The 18,749-nt window shown below is 69.3% G+C and carries 22 protein-coding genes; 11 read left to right on the forward strand and 11 right to left on the reverse strand.

Annotated elements, in window-relative coordinates; genetic code table 11:
• Positions 1 to 129 precede the first annotated feature (129 nt).
• The gene (locus ACSQ1L_RS06035) at positions 130 to 741 is read left to right on the forward strand and encodes a 3D domain-containing protein (RefSeq protein ID WP_435992955.1); all 612 of its coding nucleotides are present in this window, start codon (positions 130 to 132) and stop codon (positions 739 to 741) included.
• On the opposite strand, the gene ACSQ1L_RS06040 is transcribed toward ACSQ1L_RS06035, so the two are convergent.
• Positions 738 to 1,061 carry an Mpo1-like protein gene (locus ACSQ1L_RS06040; RefSeq protein ID WP_435992957.1) on the reverse strand — a complete coding sequence of 108 codons (324 nt, stop codon included), beginning with the start codon at positions 1,059 to 1,061 and terminating at the stop codon, positions 738 to 740. The two genes, ACSQ1L_RS06035 and ACSQ1L_RS06040, sit on opposite strands and share 4 nt — an antisense overlap.
• 101 nt (positions 1,062 to 1,162) lie before the next feature.
• On the opposite strand from ACSQ1L_RS06040, the gene ACSQ1L_RS06045 reads away from it, so the two are divergent.
• Together ACSQ1L_RS06045 and ACSQ1L_RS06050 are read left to right on the forward strand one after the other, a co-directional pair.
• Complete coding sequence (locus tag ACSQ1L_RS06045; protein ID WP_435992959.1) at positions 1,163 to 1,879, forward strand: YbhB/YbcL family Raf kinase inhibitor-like protein; 717 nt, start codon at positions 1,163 to 1,165, stop codon at positions 1,877 to 1,879.
• Positions 1,880 to 1,897: 18 nt separating this feature from the next.
• A complete protein-coding gene (locus ACSQ1L_RS06050) occupies positions 1,898 to 2,761 on the forward strand; it encodes a glycoside hydrolase family 16 protein (RefSeq protein ID WP_435992961.1) in 864 nt (287 codons plus the stop codon).
• Positions 2,762 to 2,764: 3 nt separating this feature from the next.
• Here ACSQ1L_RS06050 and ACSQ1L_RS06055 read toward each other — a convergent pair whose 3' ends face one another.
• Positions 2,765 to 3,295 (reverse strand): hypothetical protein, encoded by a 531-nt coding sequence (locus tag ACSQ1L_RS06055; RefSeq protein WP_435992963.1) that lies wholly within the window; start codon positions 3,293 to 3,295, stop codon positions 2,765 to 2,767.
• 160 nt (positions 3,296 to 3,455) lie between these two features.
• Here ACSQ1L_RS06055 and ACSQ1L_RS06060 point away from each other — a divergent pair, with 160 nt between their 5' ends.
• From ACSQ1L_RS06060 to ACSQ1L_RS06070, 3 genes are all read left to right on the forward strand, one after another.
• The gene (locus ACSQ1L_RS06060; protein WP_435992965.1) at positions 3,456 to 3,665 is read left to right on the forward strand and encodes a flagellar hook protein FlgE; all 210 of its coding nucleotides are present in this window, start codon (positions 3,456 to 3,458) and stop codon (positions 3,663 to 3,665) included.
• Positions 3,666 to 3,868: 203 nt separating this feature from the next.
• On the forward strand, positions 3,869 to 4,219 hold the full coding sequence (locus ACSQ1L_RS06065) for a DUF1428 domain-containing protein (RefSeq protein ID WP_435992966.1): 351 nt from the start codon (positions 3,869 to 3,871) through the stop codon (positions 4,217 to 4,219).
• Between the two features lie 129 nt (positions 4,220 to 4,348).
• Entirely contained in the window at positions 4,349 to 4,696 is a 348-nt protein-coding gene (locus ACSQ1L_RS06070; RefSeq protein ID WP_435992968.1) for a DUF1428 domain-containing protein, read from the forward strand.
• A gap of 22 nt (positions 4,697 to 4,718) precedes the next feature.
• Here ACSQ1L_RS06070 and ACSQ1L_RS06075 read toward each other — a convergent pair whose 3' ends face one another.
• The 5 genes from ACSQ1L_RS06075 to dnaG all read right to left on the reverse strand — a co-directional run bounded on the left by ACSQ1L_RS06075 (position 4,719) and on the right by dnaG (position 11,101).
• The gene (locus tag ACSQ1L_RS06075) at positions 4,719 to 4,976 is read right to left on the reverse strand and encodes a hypothetical protein (RefSeq protein ID WP_435992970.1); all 258 of its coding nucleotides are present in this window, start codon (positions 4,974 to 4,976) and stop codon (positions 4,719 to 4,721) included.
• Between the two features lie 823 nt (positions 4,977 to 5,799).
• Entirely contained in the window at positions 5,800 to 6,405 is a 606-nt protein-coding gene (locus ACSQ1L_RS06080) for a hypothetical protein (protein WP_435992972.1), read from the reverse strand.
• The gene (locus tag ACSQ1L_RS06085) at positions 6,380 to 6,802 is read right to left on the reverse strand and encodes a GreA/GreB family elongation factor (protein ID WP_435992974.1); all 423 of its coding nucleotides are present in this window, start codon (positions 6,800 to 6,802) and stop codon (positions 6,380 to 6,382) included. Before ACSQ1L_RS06085 ends, ACSQ1L_RS06080 begins: the two co-directional genes overlap by 26 nt.
• A gap of 420 nt (positions 6,803 to 7,222) precedes the next feature.
• Positions 7,223 to 9,166, reverse strand: coding sequence for an RNA polymerase sigma factor RpoD (rpoD, locus tag ACSQ1L_RS06090; RefSeq protein WP_435992976.1), 1,944 nt, complete (start codon positions 9,164 to 9,166; stop codon positions 7,223 to 7,225).
• A gap of 69 nt (positions 9,167 to 9,235) precedes the next feature.
• Positions 9,236 to 11,101, reverse strand: a complete 1,866-nt coding sequence (gene dnaG, locus ACSQ1L_RS06095; protein WP_435992978.1) for a DNA primase — start codon at positions 11,099 to 11,101, stop codon at positions 9,236 to 9,238.
• 165 nt (positions 11,102 to 11,266) lie between these two features.
• Between dnaG and ACSQ1L_RS06100 the strand changes: the two genes are divergently transcribed.
• The 3 genes from ACSQ1L_RS06100 to ACSQ1L_RS06110 all read left to right on the forward strand — a co-directional run bounded on the left by ACSQ1L_RS06100 (position 11,267) and on the right by ACSQ1L_RS06110 (position 12,969).
• Entirely contained in the window at positions 11,267 to 11,515 is a 249-nt protein-coding gene (locus tag ACSQ1L_RS06100) for a hypothetical protein (RefSeq protein WP_435992980.1), read from the forward strand.
• Positions 11,516 to 11,591: 76 nt separating this feature from the next.
• Positions 11,592 to 12,059 (forward strand): nuclear transport factor 2 family protein, encoded by a 468-nt coding sequence (locus ACSQ1L_RS06105; protein WP_435992982.1) that lies wholly within the window; start codon positions 11,592 to 11,594, stop codon positions 12,057 to 12,059.
• 55 nt (positions 12,060 to 12,114) lie between these two features.
• On the forward strand, positions 12,115 to 12,969 hold the full coding sequence (locus ACSQ1L_RS06110; protein ID WP_435992984.1) for an SIMPL domain-containing protein: 855 nt from the start codon (positions 12,115 to 12,117) through the stop codon (positions 12,967 to 12,969).
• A 62-nt stretch (positions 12,970 to 13,031) separates the two neighbouring features.
• On the opposite strand, the gene carA is transcribed toward ACSQ1L_RS06110, so the two are convergent.
• The 4 genes from carA to ACSQ1L_RS06130 are packed head-to-tail and all read right to left on the reverse strand — an operon-like array spanning position 13,032 to position 17,364.
• A complete protein-coding gene (gene carA / locus ACSQ1L_RS06115; RefSeq protein ID WP_435992986.1) occupies positions 13,032 to 14,192 on the reverse strand; it encodes a glutamine-hydrolyzing carbamoyl-phosphate synthase small subunit in 1,161 nt (386 codons plus the stop codon).
• A gap of 46 nt (positions 14,193 to 14,238) precedes the next feature.
• Positions 14,239 to 15,576: an amino acid permease gene (locus ACSQ1L_RS06120; RefSeq protein WP_435992988.1), complete on the reverse strand. Its 1,338-nt coding sequence runs from the start codon at positions 15,574 to 15,576 to the stop codon at positions 14,239 to 14,241.
• The gene (locus ACSQ1L_RS06125) at positions 15,573 to 16,571 is read right to left on the reverse strand and encodes an aromatic ring-hydroxylating oxygenase subunit alpha (RefSeq protein WP_435992990.1); all 999 of its coding nucleotides are present in this window, start codon (positions 16,569 to 16,571) and stop codon (positions 15,573 to 15,575) included. Before ACSQ1L_RS06125 ends, ACSQ1L_RS06120 begins: the two co-directional genes overlap by 4 nt.
• Positions 16,572 to 16,611: 40 nt before the next feature.
• Positions 16,612 to 17,364: a hypothetical protein gene (locus ACSQ1L_RS06130; RefSeq protein ID WP_435992992.1), complete on the reverse strand. Its 753-nt coding sequence runs from the start codon at positions 17,362 to 17,364 to the stop codon at positions 16,612 to 16,614.
• 246 nt (positions 17,365 to 17,610) lie between these two features.
• On the opposite strand from ACSQ1L_RS06130, the gene ACSQ1L_RS06135 reads away from it, so the two are divergent.
• Complete coding sequence (locus tag ACSQ1L_RS06135) at positions 17,611 to 18,309, forward strand: HAD family hydrolase (RefSeq protein ID WP_435992994.1); 699 nt, start codon at positions 17,611 to 17,613, stop codon at positions 18,307 to 18,309.
• Between the two features lie 115 nt (positions 18,310 to 18,424).
• Positions 18,425 to 18,739, forward strand: coding sequence for a hypothetical protein (locus ACSQ1L_RS06140; protein WP_435992996.1), 315 nt, complete (start codon positions 18,425 to 18,427; stop codon positions 18,737 to 18,739).
• Positions 18,740 to 18,749: the final 10 nt, after the last annotated feature.

Below are 18,749 nucleotides of genomic sequence, written 5' to 3' on the forward strand. Positions count from 1 at the left end.
GCCCACTTATCCACCGGATGACCGGACAGGCGGTCGCACGCAAAGTGGGAAGTCTGGTTTTTGCCGCATTTTTTGACGACAAGCAGCGCGCCGGACGCGTCAGGGGCCGGTGCTTACATGAGTCAATTCATGCTCGGCACAGCCGCTGCGTTCGCCCTTATCTGGGCGCTGGCCTTCCCCGTCCAGGCGGCGGTGCAGGGTGATCCCGTATCCTACGAGACCGCGGTCGCATCGGGCCTCGGCGTGGAATCAACGGAAGCCCCGGACGAAGGTTCCGACAGCGGCATGGCCGGTCTGACGGCCGAACAACAGGCCCTGATGGACGAAGACGCCGACTGGACCGCGCGGGTCAACCTCTACCATGCGGGCGGCGGCGGAGCGACGGGCAACGACAGCCTGGGCTGCCGGCCGATCCCCATGCGCACCATGGCGGTCGATCCCCGCTACATCCCGCGCCGCACCCGCCTGTTCATCCCCGAGACGGTCGGCATGCGGATGCCCGACGGCACGCTGCACGACGGCTACTGGTACGCCTCCGACACCGGCGGCGCGATCAAAGGCCAGAAGATCGACCTCTACACCGGCCACGGCCGCGGCTCGATGCGCCCGGCCATGCGCTTCAACCAACGCCGCCTGACCCTCGTCGACGCCGGCCGCTTCGAGGGCTGCCCGCCGTCGTGGGACGCCCAGCCGAGCCAGACCCTGATGGCCTCGGCGTCGACCACCGTCGGCTCCCGCTAGAAGCGACGCTTCCCGCTCACCACTTCCCAGAACATCCGCCAGTCGCCCATCAGGCTCCACAGCGGGTATTTGAACGTCGCCGGCCGCTTCTTCTCGAAGAAGAAGTGCCCGACCCAGGCGAAGCCGTAGCCGACCAGCGGCATGGCCAGCAGCCACCACGGGTTCCGCGTCACGACGGCGACGCCCAGCACGACCAGCACCAGCGCCGAGCCGACCACGTGGATGCGCCGGCATGTCCGGTTGGAATGCTCGTGGATGTAGTGCGGATAGAAGGCTGAAAAGCTCTGGAAGCGTTCGCCCGCCGGCGCCTGCGTGCTCATGCGCCGACGATGACTCCGCCGTCGGTCCCCCGCAAGAGCGCTTCCGGCGCCGAACCTTCCCGCCCCAGCGCGGTTCTCCGGTCACGCACAGGAGACCCCCCATGGCCCAGCACAAGCAACCCGCCCATTCCGGCGCGGCCATCACCTCGCTGAAGGTTCAGGCCAGCCGCCCCGCCGCCATCGCCATGACCTCGCCCGCCATCGATGTGGACGGCTGGCTGTCGATCGACCACGCCCAGGCCGGCGACGAAACCTCCCCGCCCCTGTCGTGGAGCGGTAATCTCGAGGTCGTCACCTGGGCCCTTGTGGTCGAGGACCCGGACGCGCCCCGCGACGAGCCCGTGGTGCACTGGCTGGTCTGGAACATCCCCGGCGCCTGGACCAGCCTCCCCGCCGGCCTGGACAAGTCCGCCCACCCCAGGGACGGCCACGACCTCGTCCAGGGCCTCAACACCGGGGGCCGCCCCGGCTGGCTCGGCATGGCCCCGCCCGAGGGCCACGGCCCGCACCGCTATTATTTCCAGCTCTTCGGCCTGGACCGCCGCCTCGACCTCGCGGAGGACATCCCGCTGGTCGAGTTCGTCAATGTCCTGAAGGGCGCGACCATCGCCAAGGGCGAGCTCGTCGGCCGGTTCGAGACGCCGCACCCGACCCTCGACGCCCCGTCCCGGGCCCGCACCGGGGCCTACGGCCGTGAGGAGGGCGCGCCGCGCTCGCCGACCGAGGCGGAACGCAACGCCGGCCGCGGCGGCCTCGACCGCGACGACCCGGACCGCCACGCCCCGCACGATCCCGACGGCGTCGTCCGCCCCGGCTGACCCGGGCCGTCACCATCCGTGATCCCCGCCGCCTTCCGCCTCGGCTATCGTCGCGGGATGCGCAGCTTCCTGACCGCCCTGTTCGTCCCTCTCCTGCTCGCCGCGCCCGCGGCCGCCCAGACCCCGGCGCCGCCCGAGGGCCTGCCCGGCCACCGCCTGGTCTGGGCCGACGAGTTCGAGCGCGACGGCCTGCCCGACCCGGCCCGGTGGACCTACGACACCGAGGCCAACCCCACCGGCTGGTACAACAACGAGCTGCAGTACTACGCCGCCGACCGCCCCGAGAACGCCCGCGTCGAGGACGGCCGCCTGATCATCGAGGCCCGCCGCGAGCGGCTTGACAACGCCGCGGACTGGGGCGGCCAGGACTACACCTCGGCCCGCATGCTCAGCCGCGAGGGCTGGACCTACGGGGTGTTCGAGGCCCGGGCGAAACTGCCCTGCGGCCGCGGAACCTGGCCCGCCATCTGGATGCTGCCCGTCGATCTCGAGGCCTGGCCCGGCGACGGTGAGATCGACATCATGGAGCACGTCGGCCACCGCCCCGGCGTGGTCCACGGCACCGTCCACACCGGCCGCTACAACCATGTCGCCAAGACCCAGCGCGGGGCCGAGATCGCCGTGCCCGACGCCTGCGACGCCTTCCACGTCTACCAGGTCCGCTGGACCCCCGAGGCGATCGACTTCGTCCTCGACGGGCGGCCGTACTACAGCTTCCCCAACGAGCGGACCGACCGCGCCGCCTGGCCCTTCGACCGCCCTTTCCAGCTGATCCTCAACGTCGCCGTCGGCGGCGACTGGGGCGGGGCGGAAGGCATCGACGACAGCGCCCTCCCGCAGTGGCTCGAGATCGATTGGGTCCGGGTCTGGCGACCGGAATAGCCTTCAGGTCTCTTCGACCGGCTCCGGCCCCAGCACTCGCCTCAGCACAGGCCACAGCTTCACCAGCGCGGCCAGGAAGCCAACCACCGTCGACACCCACTGGAAGGCGCTCCACACCCAGCCGAACAGGTCGCCGTCGCCCAGCGCCTGGCTGATCGGGAACAGCACCTGCGACACGCCGATCTGGAAGGCAGCGTAGGCCTGCGAATACTCGATCGAGCGATCGGCGAAAAAGGCGATGGCCACCGCCGCCGACACCGGCGCCCACAGCAGGGGCAGGACCAACAGGCCCGCCAGAATGAGGACCACCAGCTTGGTCCCCACCGTCTCGCGCGACACGAGGCTGGCGACCAGCCCGGCCCCCAGCGCCAGGGCGGTCAGCGCCAGCCCGACCGGCAGCGCCAGGTCCGCCGCCGCCATCAGGTCGGTGAACGCCAGCCCCACCAGAATCGCCGCCCCCGACAGCAGGAACGCCCCCACCCAGACGGCGGCGTACTGCCCCAGGCGACGCTTCAGATGGGCGAGGCTGACCATGACGACCGTCCTGTCGCTGAGTCGAACGCCGCCAGCAGATCATGTCGGGCTCACCCTGTCGATTCACCGAACGGCGATCCGCGCCGCCGTTCACCAGTTTCGTTGGCGCCCCCTTCAGCCTCCCGCGCCATCCTGACCGCGACCACCCGGGGAGACGTCCATGCAGGCCATAGCCATCGCCGCCGCCGGCATCGCCGCCGCCTCCGCCCGTTTCGAGGCCAGCGCCCGCCGCACCGCGGCCGACCCGCTCGCCGACCTGGCCGGCGAAACCGTCGAGCGCATCGGCGCCGAAATCGCCCTCGAGGCCAACGTCTCGGTCCTGAAGACCGCCGACGAGATGACCGGAACCCTGCTCGATATCCTCGCCTGACGCGCCCGGGCGGCCGCCCTCCGGCTCCGGACACACAGGGGTCGCATCGCGGGCGCGGGCTGCTACAATGCCGCCCGTCGAGGGGACCGCATCCGGCCCGGGCGGCCATCCGGGCCCAGTGAGCGACCGCGTCCCAAGCATCGACGGTTCAAGCCGCAGGCAGCCGCGTCGCGAACGATAGCCAGCAAGGTGGAGAGATCCCCATGAGCTACATCGACGGATTCCTGATCCCGGTGCCGACCGGGAAGAAGGAGGCCTACCGGTCCATGGCCGCCAAGGCCGCCCCGATCTTCAAGGAGTATGGCGCGACCCGCGTGGTCGAGACCTGGGGCGACGACATCCCGGACGGCAAGGTCACCGACTTCAAGCGCGCCGTGAACGCCGTCGACGGCGAGAACACCGTCTTCTCGTGGATCGAATGGCCGGACAAGGCCACGCGCGACACGGGCATGAAGAAGGTCATGGAGGATCCGCGCATGAACGACATGAAGGACATGCCCTTTGACGGCCAGCGCATGATCTACGGCGGCTTCGCACCGATCGTCGAAGCCTGACGGCGAGGGAGGGGCGAGGGCGCGACAGCCCCGCCTGTTGCCTGTCTCCCCTTCCTGCGCCCTACTCCCTTGGGCTCAAGCAGCGAGCGACCGCGTCGCGAGCGATAGCCCTCTCACAAAGGACTCCCCATGCCCTTCCTCGACATCACCGTCATCCCGGTGCCCACGGCCAACAAGGCGGCCTATCTGGAGCACTCCCGCCAAACCACGCCCTTCTTCAAGAAGGCCGGCGCCACCGCGGTCACCGAGACCTGGGCCGAGGACGTTCCGGACGGCAAGGTCACGGACTTCAAGCGCGCGGTCCAGCTCCAGGACGGCGAAACTGTCGCCGTCGGCTGGATCACCTGGCCCGACCGCGCCACCCGCGACAAGGCATGGGAAGCGCTGATGCAGGACGAGCGCATGATGAAGATGGACATGCCCTTCGACGGCAAGCGCATGATCTTCGCCGGCTTCGACGTCATCGCCGAGGCATAGGCGGACCGGACGACCGCCGCCCTCAGGCCCGCGCGGCGATCGCCCGCCGCTCCTCCGCAGCCGCTTCAGCGCCGCGCGGATATTGCGGCGGCGGGCCGTCGTCGGTCCGGGACTCGGGTTCGCCGGTCCCCGGCGACCCGAACGGATCATGGAGCCACGGCGAGAACACTTCGCCGATCACATCCTCGACACGCGCCGCCCTGAGGGCTGCGGTGACGGCGACGAAGGTGAGCGCTGCGAATACGGCGCAGGCCAGAAGAAGCAGGGCGATTTCCAACATGACAGACAGGTTCCGGACAGGGTTGTGACGGCGTCGCCATCGAGCGGGGCGGTCACGGCGACGCAATGTAAATGCGGCCCCCGGATCGCTCCGGGGGCCGACTTCGGCCCATTGGGGGGCCTACTTCGCGCCCACCAGGGGAGGGACGGCGCGAGATTTCACCAGGTCGGACAGGCTGCCCGCCCTGGTCTCCGGCGACTTGACCTGTTTCGGCTTCCGGGGTTCCCGGCTTGAGCGGCTCTTCTTGCCCATTTGAGTAGTTCCTTGACGGCGGCATCGATGCGCGACGGCGCGCGAGGCTCGGACGTCCTCGCATTGGATCGATGCCGGCTGGATGAAATCGCCAGCGGCGCAGGCGCCTTGCGATGGCTCGAAACACGACACCCTGTTCCGAACCATCGTCGGAACAGGGTTAGCGGCCTGGGATGAGGCAGACGGGGCGTCGAGCCCGACTTGTCAGATGCTGATCCATGGAGCCGATCATGGCGCGAATTTAAATAAAGTCAAATAGTCTGGACTTTATCTCGAAAACCAAGGTCTGCGCCGTGCAAACATCTGCAAGGTTTCGCTCGACATCCCGGTCCGAGCAAATCTTGCTTTCATTCCACCGTCTCCAAAAATCTACTTCCGCGCACGGCCCTGGCTGAAGAGGGCTGTCAAAGACCCGCCAGCAGACCACCCGCCAAGACCGCCGCCAGAAGCAGCATCAGCGCGACGAGGAACCGCCCGCGACCGGCCCGGGGACGGCGGCGGACGGCGGCCCTGAAGTAGATCGGGGGCCGGGCGCGTCCCACCTCGCTTCCAACGATGTTGTGACGTTCCCTCATTGGGGTCTCCCGGGACTCGCCGGTCGCAGCAGGCGCTTCAGGCCTCCGAACCAGCTGGATTTCATTGTCGTCAATTCATCGGCGCGGTCCCTCAGCCGGGGGATCGCGCAGAGCATGGCCAGCCGGGTGTGGGGATCGGCCGGAATGCCCGGATGGTCCCAGAGCAACTCGTGCAGGACCGCCTCCTCACGCAGGCAGGCGGCGAGACGGTCACTCGCGGTTCGGCCGCGCAGGGCCGACGCATGGCGGCTTTCCACCAGCGCCACCAAGGCGTCGGTCTCGGACGCCTTGTGGGGGCCCAGCCCAAACGACTGCCTGGCGATCGCCGCCCTTTCGTCGGGATCGGGCGTCCCTTCGAGCAGCGGCCCGTCCCGATCGGCGCGGCCAATGACCCGCTCGATGGCGACGCTCAGTAACTGGTCCCGGGCCGCGGCCGACAGGGCGCATTCGGCGGCCTTCGCCAGCAACAGCGCGCCGGCCTCGTCTCCCGGCCATCGGGTGGCGAGATCGGCCTCGTCCCAGCGGGCGGCGGCCAGGGCTTCCGCGCAGGCCGCCGCGAGGACTTCATCCGGACGGCTATACGACGCGGGGGGCATCGGCATTCGCCACCTCCACCAGCCTCAGTCGGTGAGGGCGCCCCCGGTCGTCGGTCCATTCGATCTCGGAGTCCGGGGTCATCCCGAGCAGCGAGGCGCCCACCGGCGTCAGCACCGAGACCCGCTGCTGGTCGATATCCGCCTCGCTCGGCAGAACCAGCTGGACCCGGCTCGACTGGCCGCTGTTGGCGTCCTCGTAGGTGGCCCAGTCGCCCACCCGGCAGAACGCCCTGGCGCTGTAGGAGTCCCCGACGATCACCGCCCTGCCGAGTTCGACCTCCAGCAGGTCCACGCCCGCGGTCCGCGCAGGCGAATGGTCGAGCAGCGTCTGAAGGGTCTCCAGGTCCTGGCTGGTGATGAGGATGCGCGGCTTCCGCGGCGCCTTTTGCTTGGCCTTGGCCATGATTGTTTCCGGTGTGTCTCGCGCGGCCCCGACGGGCGCGGCGCGTAAGAAGTCGCCTCCCCGTTTCGAGGCAACGAGCGAACAATGATATGGATTCAGAGTATTCCGACCAGCCGGACAGCAGCTGAACAGATCCAGCGCGGGCGATGTCGGAACAGTTATGTGGTATGGACGTAAAACCCCAAACTCTAAGCTTCCGCTTTAGGCGAGTTCGGGGCTAGGCGCCTGCGACGAGGCGTCCCGCATGAAGCGTATTCCGCAAATGTACGGCGTGTTTCCACATTACAGCCGGAAGATGGGGCCCGCCGTGGCCAGTGTCAACGGGCTGCGGCGATAGACCCCCGCCCTGACCGACCGGGACAAACCGGGTCATCGCGGATGCGAAAAGGGCCCGGCGTTTCCACCGGGCCCCCGTCAATCTCAACTGTCCAGGAAGCTCCGCAGCTTCCGGCTTCGGCTGGGGTGCTTCAGCTTCCGCAGCGCCTTGGCCTCGATCTGGCGGATGCGCTCGCGGGTCACCGAGAACTGCTGGCCGACCTCTTCGAGGGTGTGGTCAGTGTTCATGCCGATGCCGAAGCGCATGCGCAGCACACGCTCCTCGCGCGGCGTCAGCGACGCGAGCACGCGGGTCGTGGTCTCGCGCAGGTTCGACTGGATGGCCGCGTCGATCGGCAGGATGGCGTTCTTGTCCTCGATGAAGTCGCCGAGGTGCGAGTCCTCCTCGTCGCCGATCGGCGTCTCGAGGCTGATCGGCTCCTTGGCGATCTTGAGGACCTTGCGGACCTTCTCCAGCGGCATGGCCAGCTTCTCGGCCAGCTCTTCCGGGGTCGGCTCGCGGCCGATCTCGTGCAGCATCTGGCGGCTGGTGCGGACGATCTTGTTGATCGTCTCGATCATGTGCACCGGGATGCGGATGGTCCGCGCCTGATCGGCGATCGAGCGGGTGATGGCCTGGCGGATCCACCACGTCGCATAGGTCGAGAACTTGTAGCCCCGGCGGTACTCGAACTTGTCGACCGCCTTCATGAGACCGATGTTGCCCTCCTGGATCAGGTCCAGGAACTGCAGGCCACGGTTGGTGTATTTCTTGGCGATGGAGATGACCAGGCGCAGGTTGGCCTCGACCATTTCCTTCTTGGCCTGGCGGGCCTCGCGTTCGCCCTTCTGCACCGTCTGGACGATGCGGCGGTAGTCGTCGATGGGCAGGCCGGCCTCGGTGGCCACGGCGGCCACGTCGCCGCGGATCTGGGCGATCTGGGCCTGTTCGTTGTCGCTGAACTTGGTCCAGCGCACGCCCATCGCCTTGACCTCCTCGGCCCAGTTCGGGTCCAGTTCCTTGCCGAAATAGGCCTTGAGGAACTCGGGGCGCGAGATGCCGTAGCTGTCGGCCAGGCGCAGCAGGCGGCCTTCCAGCCCCATCAGCCGCTTGTTGATCGCATAGAGCTGCTCGACCAGCGCCTCGATGCGGTTGTTGTTCAGCTTCATCGTCTTCAGGCGGCCCGAGATGGTCGCCGTCAGCGTGTCATAGGCCTTCTGGTCCTTGGCGTTCAGGGTCTCGCCCTTCAGCCGCGCCTCGACCAGCTTGTCCTGCAGCTTACGGAAGCCGCCGAAGTCGGCCGCGATGGCGTCCAGCACCTCCATGACGCCGTCGCGCAGCTCCGCCTCCAGCGCCGAGATCGACATCCCGCCGCCGTCGTCGAAGTCCTCGTCCTCCTCGTCCTCCTCAGACTTCTCCTCCGCGCCCTCGACCTTGGGAGGCAGCTCGCCCGGCAGGGGCTGCGGCGGCTGGTTGTGCGGCAGGGACGACGGGTTCAGCACGCCATAGGTGGCGTCCAGGTCGATGACCTCGCGCAGCAGGATGCGGTTGTTGGCCAGTTCGTCGCGCCAGACCATGATGGCCTCGAACGTCAGGGCGCTCTCGCACAGGCCCGAGATCATCGCGTCGCGACCGGCCTCGATGCGCTTGGCGATGGCGATCTCGCCCTCGCGGCTCAGCAGCTCGACCGAACCCATCTCGCGCAGATACATCCGCACCGGATCGTCGGTGCGATCATAGGCGGCCTTGGCCGGCGTCTCGGCGACGGCGGTCTCGGCGGTGGCGGCGACCTCGGTGCTCTGGCCCTCGGCGGCGTCTTCCTCGGCCTCGACGACGTTGACGCCCATCTCGGACAGCATCGCCAGCGTGTCCTCGATGGCGTCCGGAGTCACCTCCTCGGACGGCAGGACCTTGTTCAGATCCTCCATCGTCACATAGCCGCGCGCCTTGGCTTGCTTGATGAATTTCTTGACGCCCGCGTCGGTAAGGTCGAGCAGCGGGCCGTCGCTCTGCACTTCGGCTTCCTGCGTCTCGGTCTGCGCACTCATTCAGTTCTCGCTCCGGATGGAGGGGCTGATCAGGCCGTCCATCAATACAACGTGTGGCGGGGTCGTTTGTTACGAACCCGCGCTGTCTTCCCAAATCTCGCCGGTTTTGATCGCGCGACGCAGGACATCGCGCTCGGCCTTCAGCCGGCGAAACGCCTCGTCCTGACCCGGCACGCCACGCGCCGAGGTCAGGGCGTCTTCCAGCGCCGCCACGCGGGTGAGCGCGTCGAACGCCTGCGACCATCGGATCCGCGACTCGCCGAGGGGCTTGTCTGTGGCCAGGAAGGGCGCGCCGGACTTTGCCGCCGCCTTCTCGACCTCGTGCATCAAGACGCCATGACCCGATTGCGCCAGATGGCGACGCAGCGCCGCGGAGTCAAGGTCTTGCCCCGAGAAGCGCAAGCGGACCATCTCCTGCGCCAGCCCGTCCAGGGCCGGGTCGCCGAAGCCATGGGCCGCGATCGCTTCGAGGTGATCGTCCATCCGCTCCGGATCGTCGACAGCGCCGTGGACCAGCGCGGCGGCGACCGGCTCGATCGAGCGCGACAGCGACTGCATGGCCTGTGCGCCCTCGGCGGTCTGGCCCAGCTTGGGCGGCGGCCCCGGACGCCAGCGCCCTCCCGGGCCCGTTGCGGGCGAGCCCGTCGGCGCCCGCCGGGCCGGGAACAGGGCGTCGAACCGGTCGAACAACTCGCGCCGGTACTGTTCCGCCAGATCCTTGTCCTGCACCGCCGACGCGGCCTGCCGCAGCCGCCCCTTCAGACCCGCCCGGCGTTCGGGCGTGTCCAGCGGCTCCGCCTCGGCCTCCTTCTGGAACAGCACCTCGGCGAACATCCGGGTGGCGGCCAGCGCCTGGCGCAGCGCCGGCGCCCCCTTGTCGCGCAGGATGTCGTCGGGGTCCTGCCCGGCCTCCAGCAGGGCGAAGCGGAACGACCGCCCGGACTTGAGCTGCGGCAGGGCCCGATCGATGGCCCGATATGCCGCTCGCCGTCCCGCCGCGTCGCCGTCGAAGCACAGCACCGGCTCTGACGACACCCGCCACAACCGCTCCATCTGCTCCTCGGTCAGGGCGGTGCCCATCGGGGCCACGGCGGGGATGCCGGCCCGCTGGCAGGCGATGACGTCCATATAGCCCTCGACCACCACGATGGCCTGGCTGTCCCGGCTCTCGGCCCCGAGGATGCGGCGCGCCTCGGGCAGGCCGTACAGGGTGGCGCCCTTGTGGAAGAGCGGGCTCTCGGGGCCGTTCAGATATTTGGCCCGGTCGTCCGGGTTCATCGCCCGGCCGCCGAAGCTGACGATCCGTCCTCGCGCGTCGAGGATGGGGAACATCAGCCGGTCGCGGAACCGGTCGTAGGGCGTGCCGCCGCCCTCCGGCGCGATCAGCATGCCGGCCTCGACCAGGTCGCCCGGCCGCGCCCCACGCTGCACCAGGGCGGCCTTCAGCCCCTCGCGGTCGTTCGGCGCATAGCCGAGGCCGAACCGCTCCCACTGGTCTTCAGGCAGGCCGCGTTTTTCGAGGTACTCGCGGGCCGCCTTGCCCGGCGAGCGGCGCAGATTGGCCGCGAACCATTTCTGGGCCAGGTCCATCCAGTCGGTCAGGCCCTGCTTCTTCGCCTCGCGCTCGGCCGCCTGAGGGTCCTCGGCCGGCAGGGCCATGCCCGCCTCCCCGGCCAGCCGCTGCACCGCCTCGACGAACGACAGCCGTTCCGTCTCCTGCAGGAAGCTGATGATGTCGCCGTGCTTGCCCGATGAGAAATCGTGGAAGAAGCCCTTGTCGTCGTTCACGAAGAAGGACGGCGACTTCTCCTTGGTGAAGGGCGACAGGCCGACATATTCCCGTCCCTGACGCTTGAGCTTCACCGTCCGGCCGATCACGTCGGACGGGCGAAGGCGGGCCTTCAGTTCTTCCAGGAAACGATCGTCGAAGCGCACCGCGGTCTTATAGCGCGCGACTCACCCCGATGGTGGATTTACCGTTTCGTTAATCCCCAAGTCCGGATTGCGGCGTCAACCGCCTGATTGTCCCCGTATTTTGCTCTCATAGCGGAACAATCCGCACGCCCGTGGATTTGTATCGATCCGCCGAAAAGCCCGCCCGTGACGCCATCGACCGTCATCAGCGCTCCGGAAGAGGAGCCCCGCGCCTCTGGCGACGCCGCCGGAGCGCCGCTCCGCGCCCTGCACGCGCGCCTGCTCGAGAACGCGGCGCTGAGGCGGATGCGCGGCCTTGAGCGCCGGCGCAGCCAGCGACTCGAGGACGCCGCCTACTGGCTCAACGCCGCGCCGGTCGCCGTCCGCAAGGCCAGCGCCCTGCGCGAGGAAAAGAGCTTCACGCCGCTGCCCTGATCGGCGACGCATGCCGCTTCACCCGCGCCGGCGAACGTGCTTCGATCGCTCGGGGACCGGGGGCCGGGAGACAGACATGAAACCGCTGATCATCGCCGCCGCGCTGGCCGTCGCCATGGCCGCGGCCCCTGCGCTCGCCCAGCACCACTGGACGCCGCACTCCCCCACCGTGCAGGCCGTCGACGCAGACGTTCGCGCGCCGCTGGAGGCCTATCTGCGCGGCCACGCCACCGGTCTGGCCGACGAATTCCGTCCCGCCTTCCACCCGGACGCCGAGCTGTGGGGCATGCGCAACGGGGCCCTGATCCGCATGACCGCAGAACAGTATATCGGCCGCGCCTCCGGCGCTCCGGCCGCCGACGAGGCGCAGCGCCGGCGCTGGATCGAGAGCATCGACGTCACCGGCGACACCGCCGTCGCCAAGATCGTGCTGGACTACCCGACCGTGCGCTTCACCGACTATATGGCCCTGTCCCGGATCGACGGCCGCTGGGTGATCGTCAACAAGATGTTCCAGGCCGATCCGAAGGCTCCGGCCACCTAGCCACGGTCAAGCTTCCGTGGTTGTCTCCCGCCTGCATCTCTGGGGGGAAAGCGCCATGAACCGTCTCGCCGCCGCCGTGGCCGCCGCCACGCTCGCCGCCACCACGCCCGTCGCGGCGCAGGATATCGCCGGCCCGGTCGCCGCCGCCGTCGACCAGTTCGGCCAGAGCCTGGCGGAATCGATGACCGGCGGCCCCGGCCTGTTCGTCACCGCCCAGGGCGAGGCGCCGATGCCCGCCGCCGCCTCGACGCCGATGACCGTCTCCCTCAAGGGGACCGGCAAGACCGCCGTAGAGGCGGTCGCCGACCGCAACGCCCAGCTGGAGCGCGTCCGCTCTGTCGCCAACCGTTTCGACGTCGCCATGGACGTCGGCCCTACCACCTATGCGATCGCCGCGGCGGATGCCTGGACGCCGGCTTCCGCCGCTTGGGCCACGGCCTTCCCCGGCGCGTCTCCCGAATGGACCGAAGGCCAGGACGACCAGGTCGACGTCGAACTGATCGAGCCTCTCAACGACGACGCGCCGCCTCCGGCCGACACCCCCACGGTCACCGCGTCCGTCCAGGTCAAACTCGACCGCCCAAATGAGTCGCGTCTGCCCGAGTTCATCGACGCCCTCGTCGAGGCCGGCGTCTCCAATCTCGACGACAGCCTGAATGGCCTCAGCCTCGGCGCCATGACACCCTTCCTGTCCCTGCTCGGCCTGGATGGGGCGGCAGATCCGGGCGAGGCCGTCTGGAACGAGGCGACCGCCGACGGCGTGCGCAAGGCCCGCGCCCAGGCCGACGCCATCGCCCAGGCCTCGGGCCGACAGCTCGGCCCCGTCCGCTACGTCAGTGTCCTGATGCGCTCCCACGACGGCGAGAACGCCCTCGTCAGCGTGGCGGTGCGATTCGGGTTCGAAGAGTAGCGGCGGACGCGCCCTCTCCCTTTTTCCTGCCATCCCGCACCCTTCCGGGACGGCCGCGGGCCTCAGCCCTTCATCGAATCCGCGAAGCGCTGGAACAGGTAGAGGCTGTCGGTCGGCCCCGGCGACGCCTCCGGGTGATGCTGCACGCTGAACACCGGACGGTCCTTCAGGGCGATGCCGCAGTTGGTGCCGTCGAACAGGCTGACGTGGGTCTCGACCACCGCGTCGGGCAGGCTGTCGCGGTCGACCGTGAAGCCGTGATTCATCGACACGATCTCGACCTTGCCGGTGGTCAGGTCCTTGACCGGGTGGTTGGCCCCGTGGTGGCCCTGGTCCATCTTGACGGTCTTCGCGCCGAGCGCAAGCGCCAGCATCTGGTGGCCCAGGCAGATGCCGAACAGCGGCTTGCCGCTGTCGACCAGCTTGCGGATTTCCGGCACGGCGTAGGCGCCCGTCGCGGCCGGGTCGCCCGGCCCGTTCGACAGCACCACCCCATCCGGATTGCGCGCCAGAATCTCCTCGGCCGTGGTGTCGGCCGGCACCACGGTGATCTTCGCGCCCGTGGACGCCAGCGCCCGCAGGATGTTGCGCTTCACGCCATAGTCGACGACGACCACCGACCGGTTCGCGGCGTCGACCCGCGGATGGCCTTCCGGCCAGTCCCACAGGCCCTCGTCCCAGTCGAACGACTGCAGGGTCGAGGCGTCCTTGGCCAGGTCCAGCCCGACCAGTCCGGTCCACGCCTTCGCCTGCGCCACCAGCGCCTCGAGATCGAAGCGACCCTCGGGATCATGGGCGATCACTGCGTGCGGCGCGCCGGCGTCGCGGATGTGCGCCGTCAGGGCCCGGGTGTCGACCCCGGCCAACCCGACCACCCCTCGCCGCTTCATCCAGCCGTCGAAATCGCTCTCACTGCGCCAGTTGGCCGGGTCCGTCGGCATGTCGCGGAAGATCGCGCCCCGCGCCGAGGTGTCCGAGCCGCCGCCGATCTGCTCCACGTCCTCGACATTCACCCCGGTGTTGCCGACGTGCGGGAAGGTGAAGGCCAGGATCTGGCTCATGTAGGACGGGTCCGTCAGGATCTCCTGGTACCCCGTCATGGCGGTGTTGAAGACCACCTCGCCGAGGGCCGAGCCGGTCGCGCCGCAGCCGAGGCCTTGCAGGATGGTTCCGTCCGCCAGCGCGAGCACGCCGGTGACGCCGGGAAGGAGCTTGGTGTTCATGGCGGCCTCCGTAGCACCGAATCCCGGCGAGCAAACGGCGGCGTGGTTAGGCGTCGTCCGCCACCGGGTCAACCGGCGCTGCGGAACGCCGCATCACGGCGAACCAGACCACCGTCATCAGCGCGAAGAACCCTACCGACGGAACGATGTAGCCCGGAGCGGCGAACGCCACGGCCGCCGCCGCGAAGGCCATGCCGCCGATAGCTGTGATCCGCGCCCGCGATCGCCGCGCCAGTCTGAACAGCGACGCGGAGCAGACGGCATAGACCGTCAGCGTCAGCACGGAGGTCACGCCCACCAGCAGGCCGAACTGTCCGCCCAGCGTCGGCTGGCCGGACAGTACCGTGACCACGCTCATGATCGCCGCGCCCAGCAATGGATTGGCCACCGGCGTGTGGTCCCCCGCCCCGAAGCCCTTGGGCAGATAGCCTTGCCGGGCCGCGGCCCGGGCCGTCTCGCCGCCCATCATCACCCAGCCGCCGACGGTGCCGATCGTCTTGATGATGGCGCAGACCGCGACGAGGCCGGCGATGGAGCCGCCAAACACCCTCTGCGCCAGATCGGCATAAGGGCTGGACGAGGCGGCGATGGCGGCCAGCGGTATGACGCCGAAAACCGAAACGGTCGCCGCGACGTAGACGAGGGTCGCCAGCCCGACCCCCGCGATAGACGCGAGGCCGACGTCCCGCGCCGGATTACGGACCCGGCGCGACAGGGCCGCCGCGCTCTCCACCCCCAGATAGGCCCAGAAGATGATGGCCAGCGAGGCCGGAACCGTCTCGAACAACGGGGCGCCCGAGGGACTCCATGAGGCGGCGAACAGCGCGGGGTCGAACGCGCGAGCGCCGGCCACGACGGCGATGACGATCGGCGTCAGCCCGACGATCAGGGCGACCGCCGCCAGCCAGGACGCCGTTCGGGCCCCGATGATGTAGGCGATGGTCGCGATCCAGATGATCCCCAGATTGCAGAAGGTCGCCGCGACAGGGTCCCTCAGCACCGGCCAGAAGAAGCCGAGATAGCCGGTCGCCGCGACAGCCACCGCCACGTTCCCGACGAGGCAGGCGGCCCAGAAGGCCAGCGAGACGTTGAACCCGGCGAAGCGGCCCAGCCCCCGCTCGGCGAAACCCGCCAGTCCATCGGCGTCCGGCTGCAGCCGTCCGAGCGCCCCGAACACAAGGGCGAGCGTCGCGGCGCCCACCGCCGCAACCAGCCACCCGATCAGCGACGATCCGCCCGTGGGCGCCAGGCTCACGGGCAGCAGATAGAGGCCCGATCCGATCATGTTGCCCGCGACGACGAGAGCCGCCAGCCCCCAGCCCAGCTTGTGCTTGTCGGACAGCGGCTCTTCGGCCAGCGGGATATGATGCGGCGCGTCGCTCATGCGTGGACCTCGGCGAGACGGGACTGGAACCAGGCCACGGCGGTCTCGTGCCGGGCGCTGAGCACGCCCTTATCATAGGCGCCCGCCGACAGGTTGGCCTGAACCGCCTCGCAGATGCGGGCGTCCTCGGCCGTCAGCCGGTCGGACGCCTCGAGCGCGTCCCCCAAAACCGCGGGCCCGCCGTCATTCAGGAACAGGTAGTCCAGCCGCGTCCTTCCCGGGCCGACTGGCGTCATCCGCTCGATCATCGCCCCGTCGCGATAGACGTTGATCCCGAGGTTCGGCCACAGCCAGCCCCACACGCCCGCCTGCGGCCCGTCGTTGACGCCCACCGCCTCCTGCACGACCAGATCGCCCTCGACGTGGACGCGATACTCGGCCGAGCCCAGCTCCCCGGCGAGCACCGGATGGACCGAACCGATGTGATAGCCCTCGAGATAGTTCTCGGCATAGACCTTCCAGTCGCAGGCCAGGTCATGGCTGCGGCGCAGCGCCGGGCCCGCGATCTCAAGCCCCCGTTCCGCCAGCAGGGTCTCCAACGGCGCGACGTGCCCGGCGAGCGGAGCCGCCTCGGGGTCGAGGTTCACGAAGACAAGGCCCCGCCAGATTTCCAGCTTCAATCCCAACAGGCCGAACGCGCGGGGATCGAACCCCTCGACCGTCCCGAAGCCGGTGGCGGCGCGCAGCCGCCCGTCCAGCGCATAGCGCCAGCCGTGGTAGGCGCAGACGAGTTCCCCCTCGCACCGGCCGGCCGGACCCTGCACCAGGGGTCCGGCCCGGTGGCGGCAGACGTTATGGAAGGCTCGCAGCGCCCCGTCCTTGCCCCGCACCGCCAGCAGCCGGTGTCCGGCCACGTCGGTCGCGATCCAATCCCCCGGCGACGCGGCCTCGGCCTCATGCCCCAGGAACAGCCACGCCCGGCCGAACGTCGCCGTCCGCTCCCGCGCCCAGGCGTCTGGGCAACCATAGAGCCGGGCGGGAAGCGTGGCCTGCATGGCCGAACAAGGCCCGCGGCAGGCCCCGACGTCAACCGTCTCAGACGATGACGGTCGTCATGCCGGCGAATACGGCGTGGGTGGCTCCCGCGGCCTCCGCCGCCAGACCCCTGTCCGGGCGAAGGTTCAGCAACATGACCTGCGGACACGCCTGACGCGCCGTTCCGATCAGTTGCGCGGCGCCCTGCCAGTCGCGGGCGCTCTCGTGCTCCACGCCGGCGAAGTCGAGCACCAGGCACTGGGCCGGGACCTGCGACAGCCGCCGGGCCGCGCCCGGGTCTGGCGCGATATGCAGGATCAGTCCCAGCGACCCGGTCCCGAAATGCTCGATGACGTCCCGGATCGCGTCGAGCGGCGCCTGCTCGATGCCGCCCATGACCTCGATCAGAAGGGTCCCGGGCGTCGGCCTGTCCTGCATCTCCGCGCAGAGTATCTCGAATCGTCCGCTCGACGTGATCGTGCGCCAGAACGCGGGGAGCACGCCGCCGTCGTTCGTTCCGAGGCGCAACAGATCGAGCCCGTTTCTGAGCGTATCGAGGTCGATGCGTTGCAGATCGGCGGGCTCGAGCGTGCGTCGAACCAGACCGGTCAACGCGCTCTCCCCGCCCCGATGGCGCACGCTCCGGCGGATGCGCCGCGCGACCGGGATGGAGCGCGCGAGGTCGAACACCGGCTGCGCCGCCAGGGTGACGACCAGTTCGCGCCGGCCCCGCGTCACCACGGTGAAGGTCAGGCTTTCATAGGGCGCCGCATAGGATCGACGCTCGCCGATGCGGGCGGTCGCCTCGGACAATCCGTCATCTGCCGGATTCAGGTCCGGCGCGCGGCGAGGGGGCGTCAGGCGCCCGGGGTCGTTCCTCATGAACCGTTCTGCTCCGGCCGGTCTGACAAGGCCCCCGCATGAAGAAGGCGCCGCGAGTTGGAAATACATCGCTGACGAACATGGTTAACGGCGCCGCGCCGATTCCCGTCCGGGAGCGCCGCGTTGACGTAATCCCTGACGCGGGTCAGGAGGAAATCGCCGCCACCGGATCCGCCCATGACCATCACCACGGTCGGCCTCGATGCCGACGACACCCTTTGGCACAACGAGACGGTCTTCCGTCTGACGCAGGCGCGCTTTCTCGACCTGCTGACGGATCACGACAACGCGGCCATCGAGGCGCGGCTGGCCGAGGTCGAACGGCGCAATCTGCGGCTCTACGGCTATGGGGTGAAGGGCTTCACCCTGTCGATGATCGAAACCGCGATGGAGATGTGCGGCGGTGATCCGCCGGCCGGGGCGATCCGGGAAATCCTGGCAGCGGGCCGCGAGATGCTGGCCCATCCGGTCGAGACCCTGCCCGGCGTCGACGAGGCGCTGGCCGGGCTGTCGGAGCGGTATCGGCTCATCCTCATCACCAAGGGCGACCTGCTGGATCAGGAACGCAAGTTGGCGGCGTCCGGGCTGGGCGAACTGTTCGCCGCCGTCGAGATCGTCTCCGAAAAGGACCGGTCCACCTACGAACGCGTCTTCGCACGTCACGGAACCGGCGCGGCCGAGGCCGTGATGGCCGGCAACTCGATGAAGTCCGATGTGCTGCCGGCGCTGGAGGCGGGCGCCTTCGCGGTCCACATCCCCTACGCCGTCACCTGGGCCCACGAGCTGGCGGACGCGCCCGAGGGCCACCCGCGCTATGGCGCGCTCGACAGAATCGCGGCGCTGCCGGACTGGATCGATCGGCGGTCGGACGGATAAGCGCTTGCTCCTCCGCCGCCCCGTCTTTAGACGGGCCGCTTGACCGACAACCCGACCGGCCCGCGCAGGCGCTTCGCCCGCGCCGGGTCCGCGCGCGCGAGGAGACCAGCCAGCCGTGACCGATTCCGACGTCCCTCACGAAGAGCGCGACGCGATGATCCGGGCCTCGCTGGCGGCGCATGGCGACAGCGGGGTCACGCCACGGCACACCCTGTTCTACTTCTACGGCGAGGGCGACCACGACGACCTGAACGAAGTCGCGCGCCGCGCCGGCTTCCTGACCCGGGGTCAGGACGACTGCACCGTTCTCGAAACCACGATGGCGGTCGACGAGGGCTCGTTCGCCCCGGTCTCCGCCATGATCCAATCCTGGGCCGCGGCCTTCCAGCTGGAGTATGACGGCTGGGAGTGCGCGGTCGTGACGAATTGAAAGCCTGAAC

The organism is Brevundimonas sp. LjRoot202, assembly GCF_964253355.1.
Taxonomy (GTDB): Bacteria; Pseudomonadota; Alphaproteobacteria; order Caulobacterales; family Caulobacteraceae; genus Brevundimonas.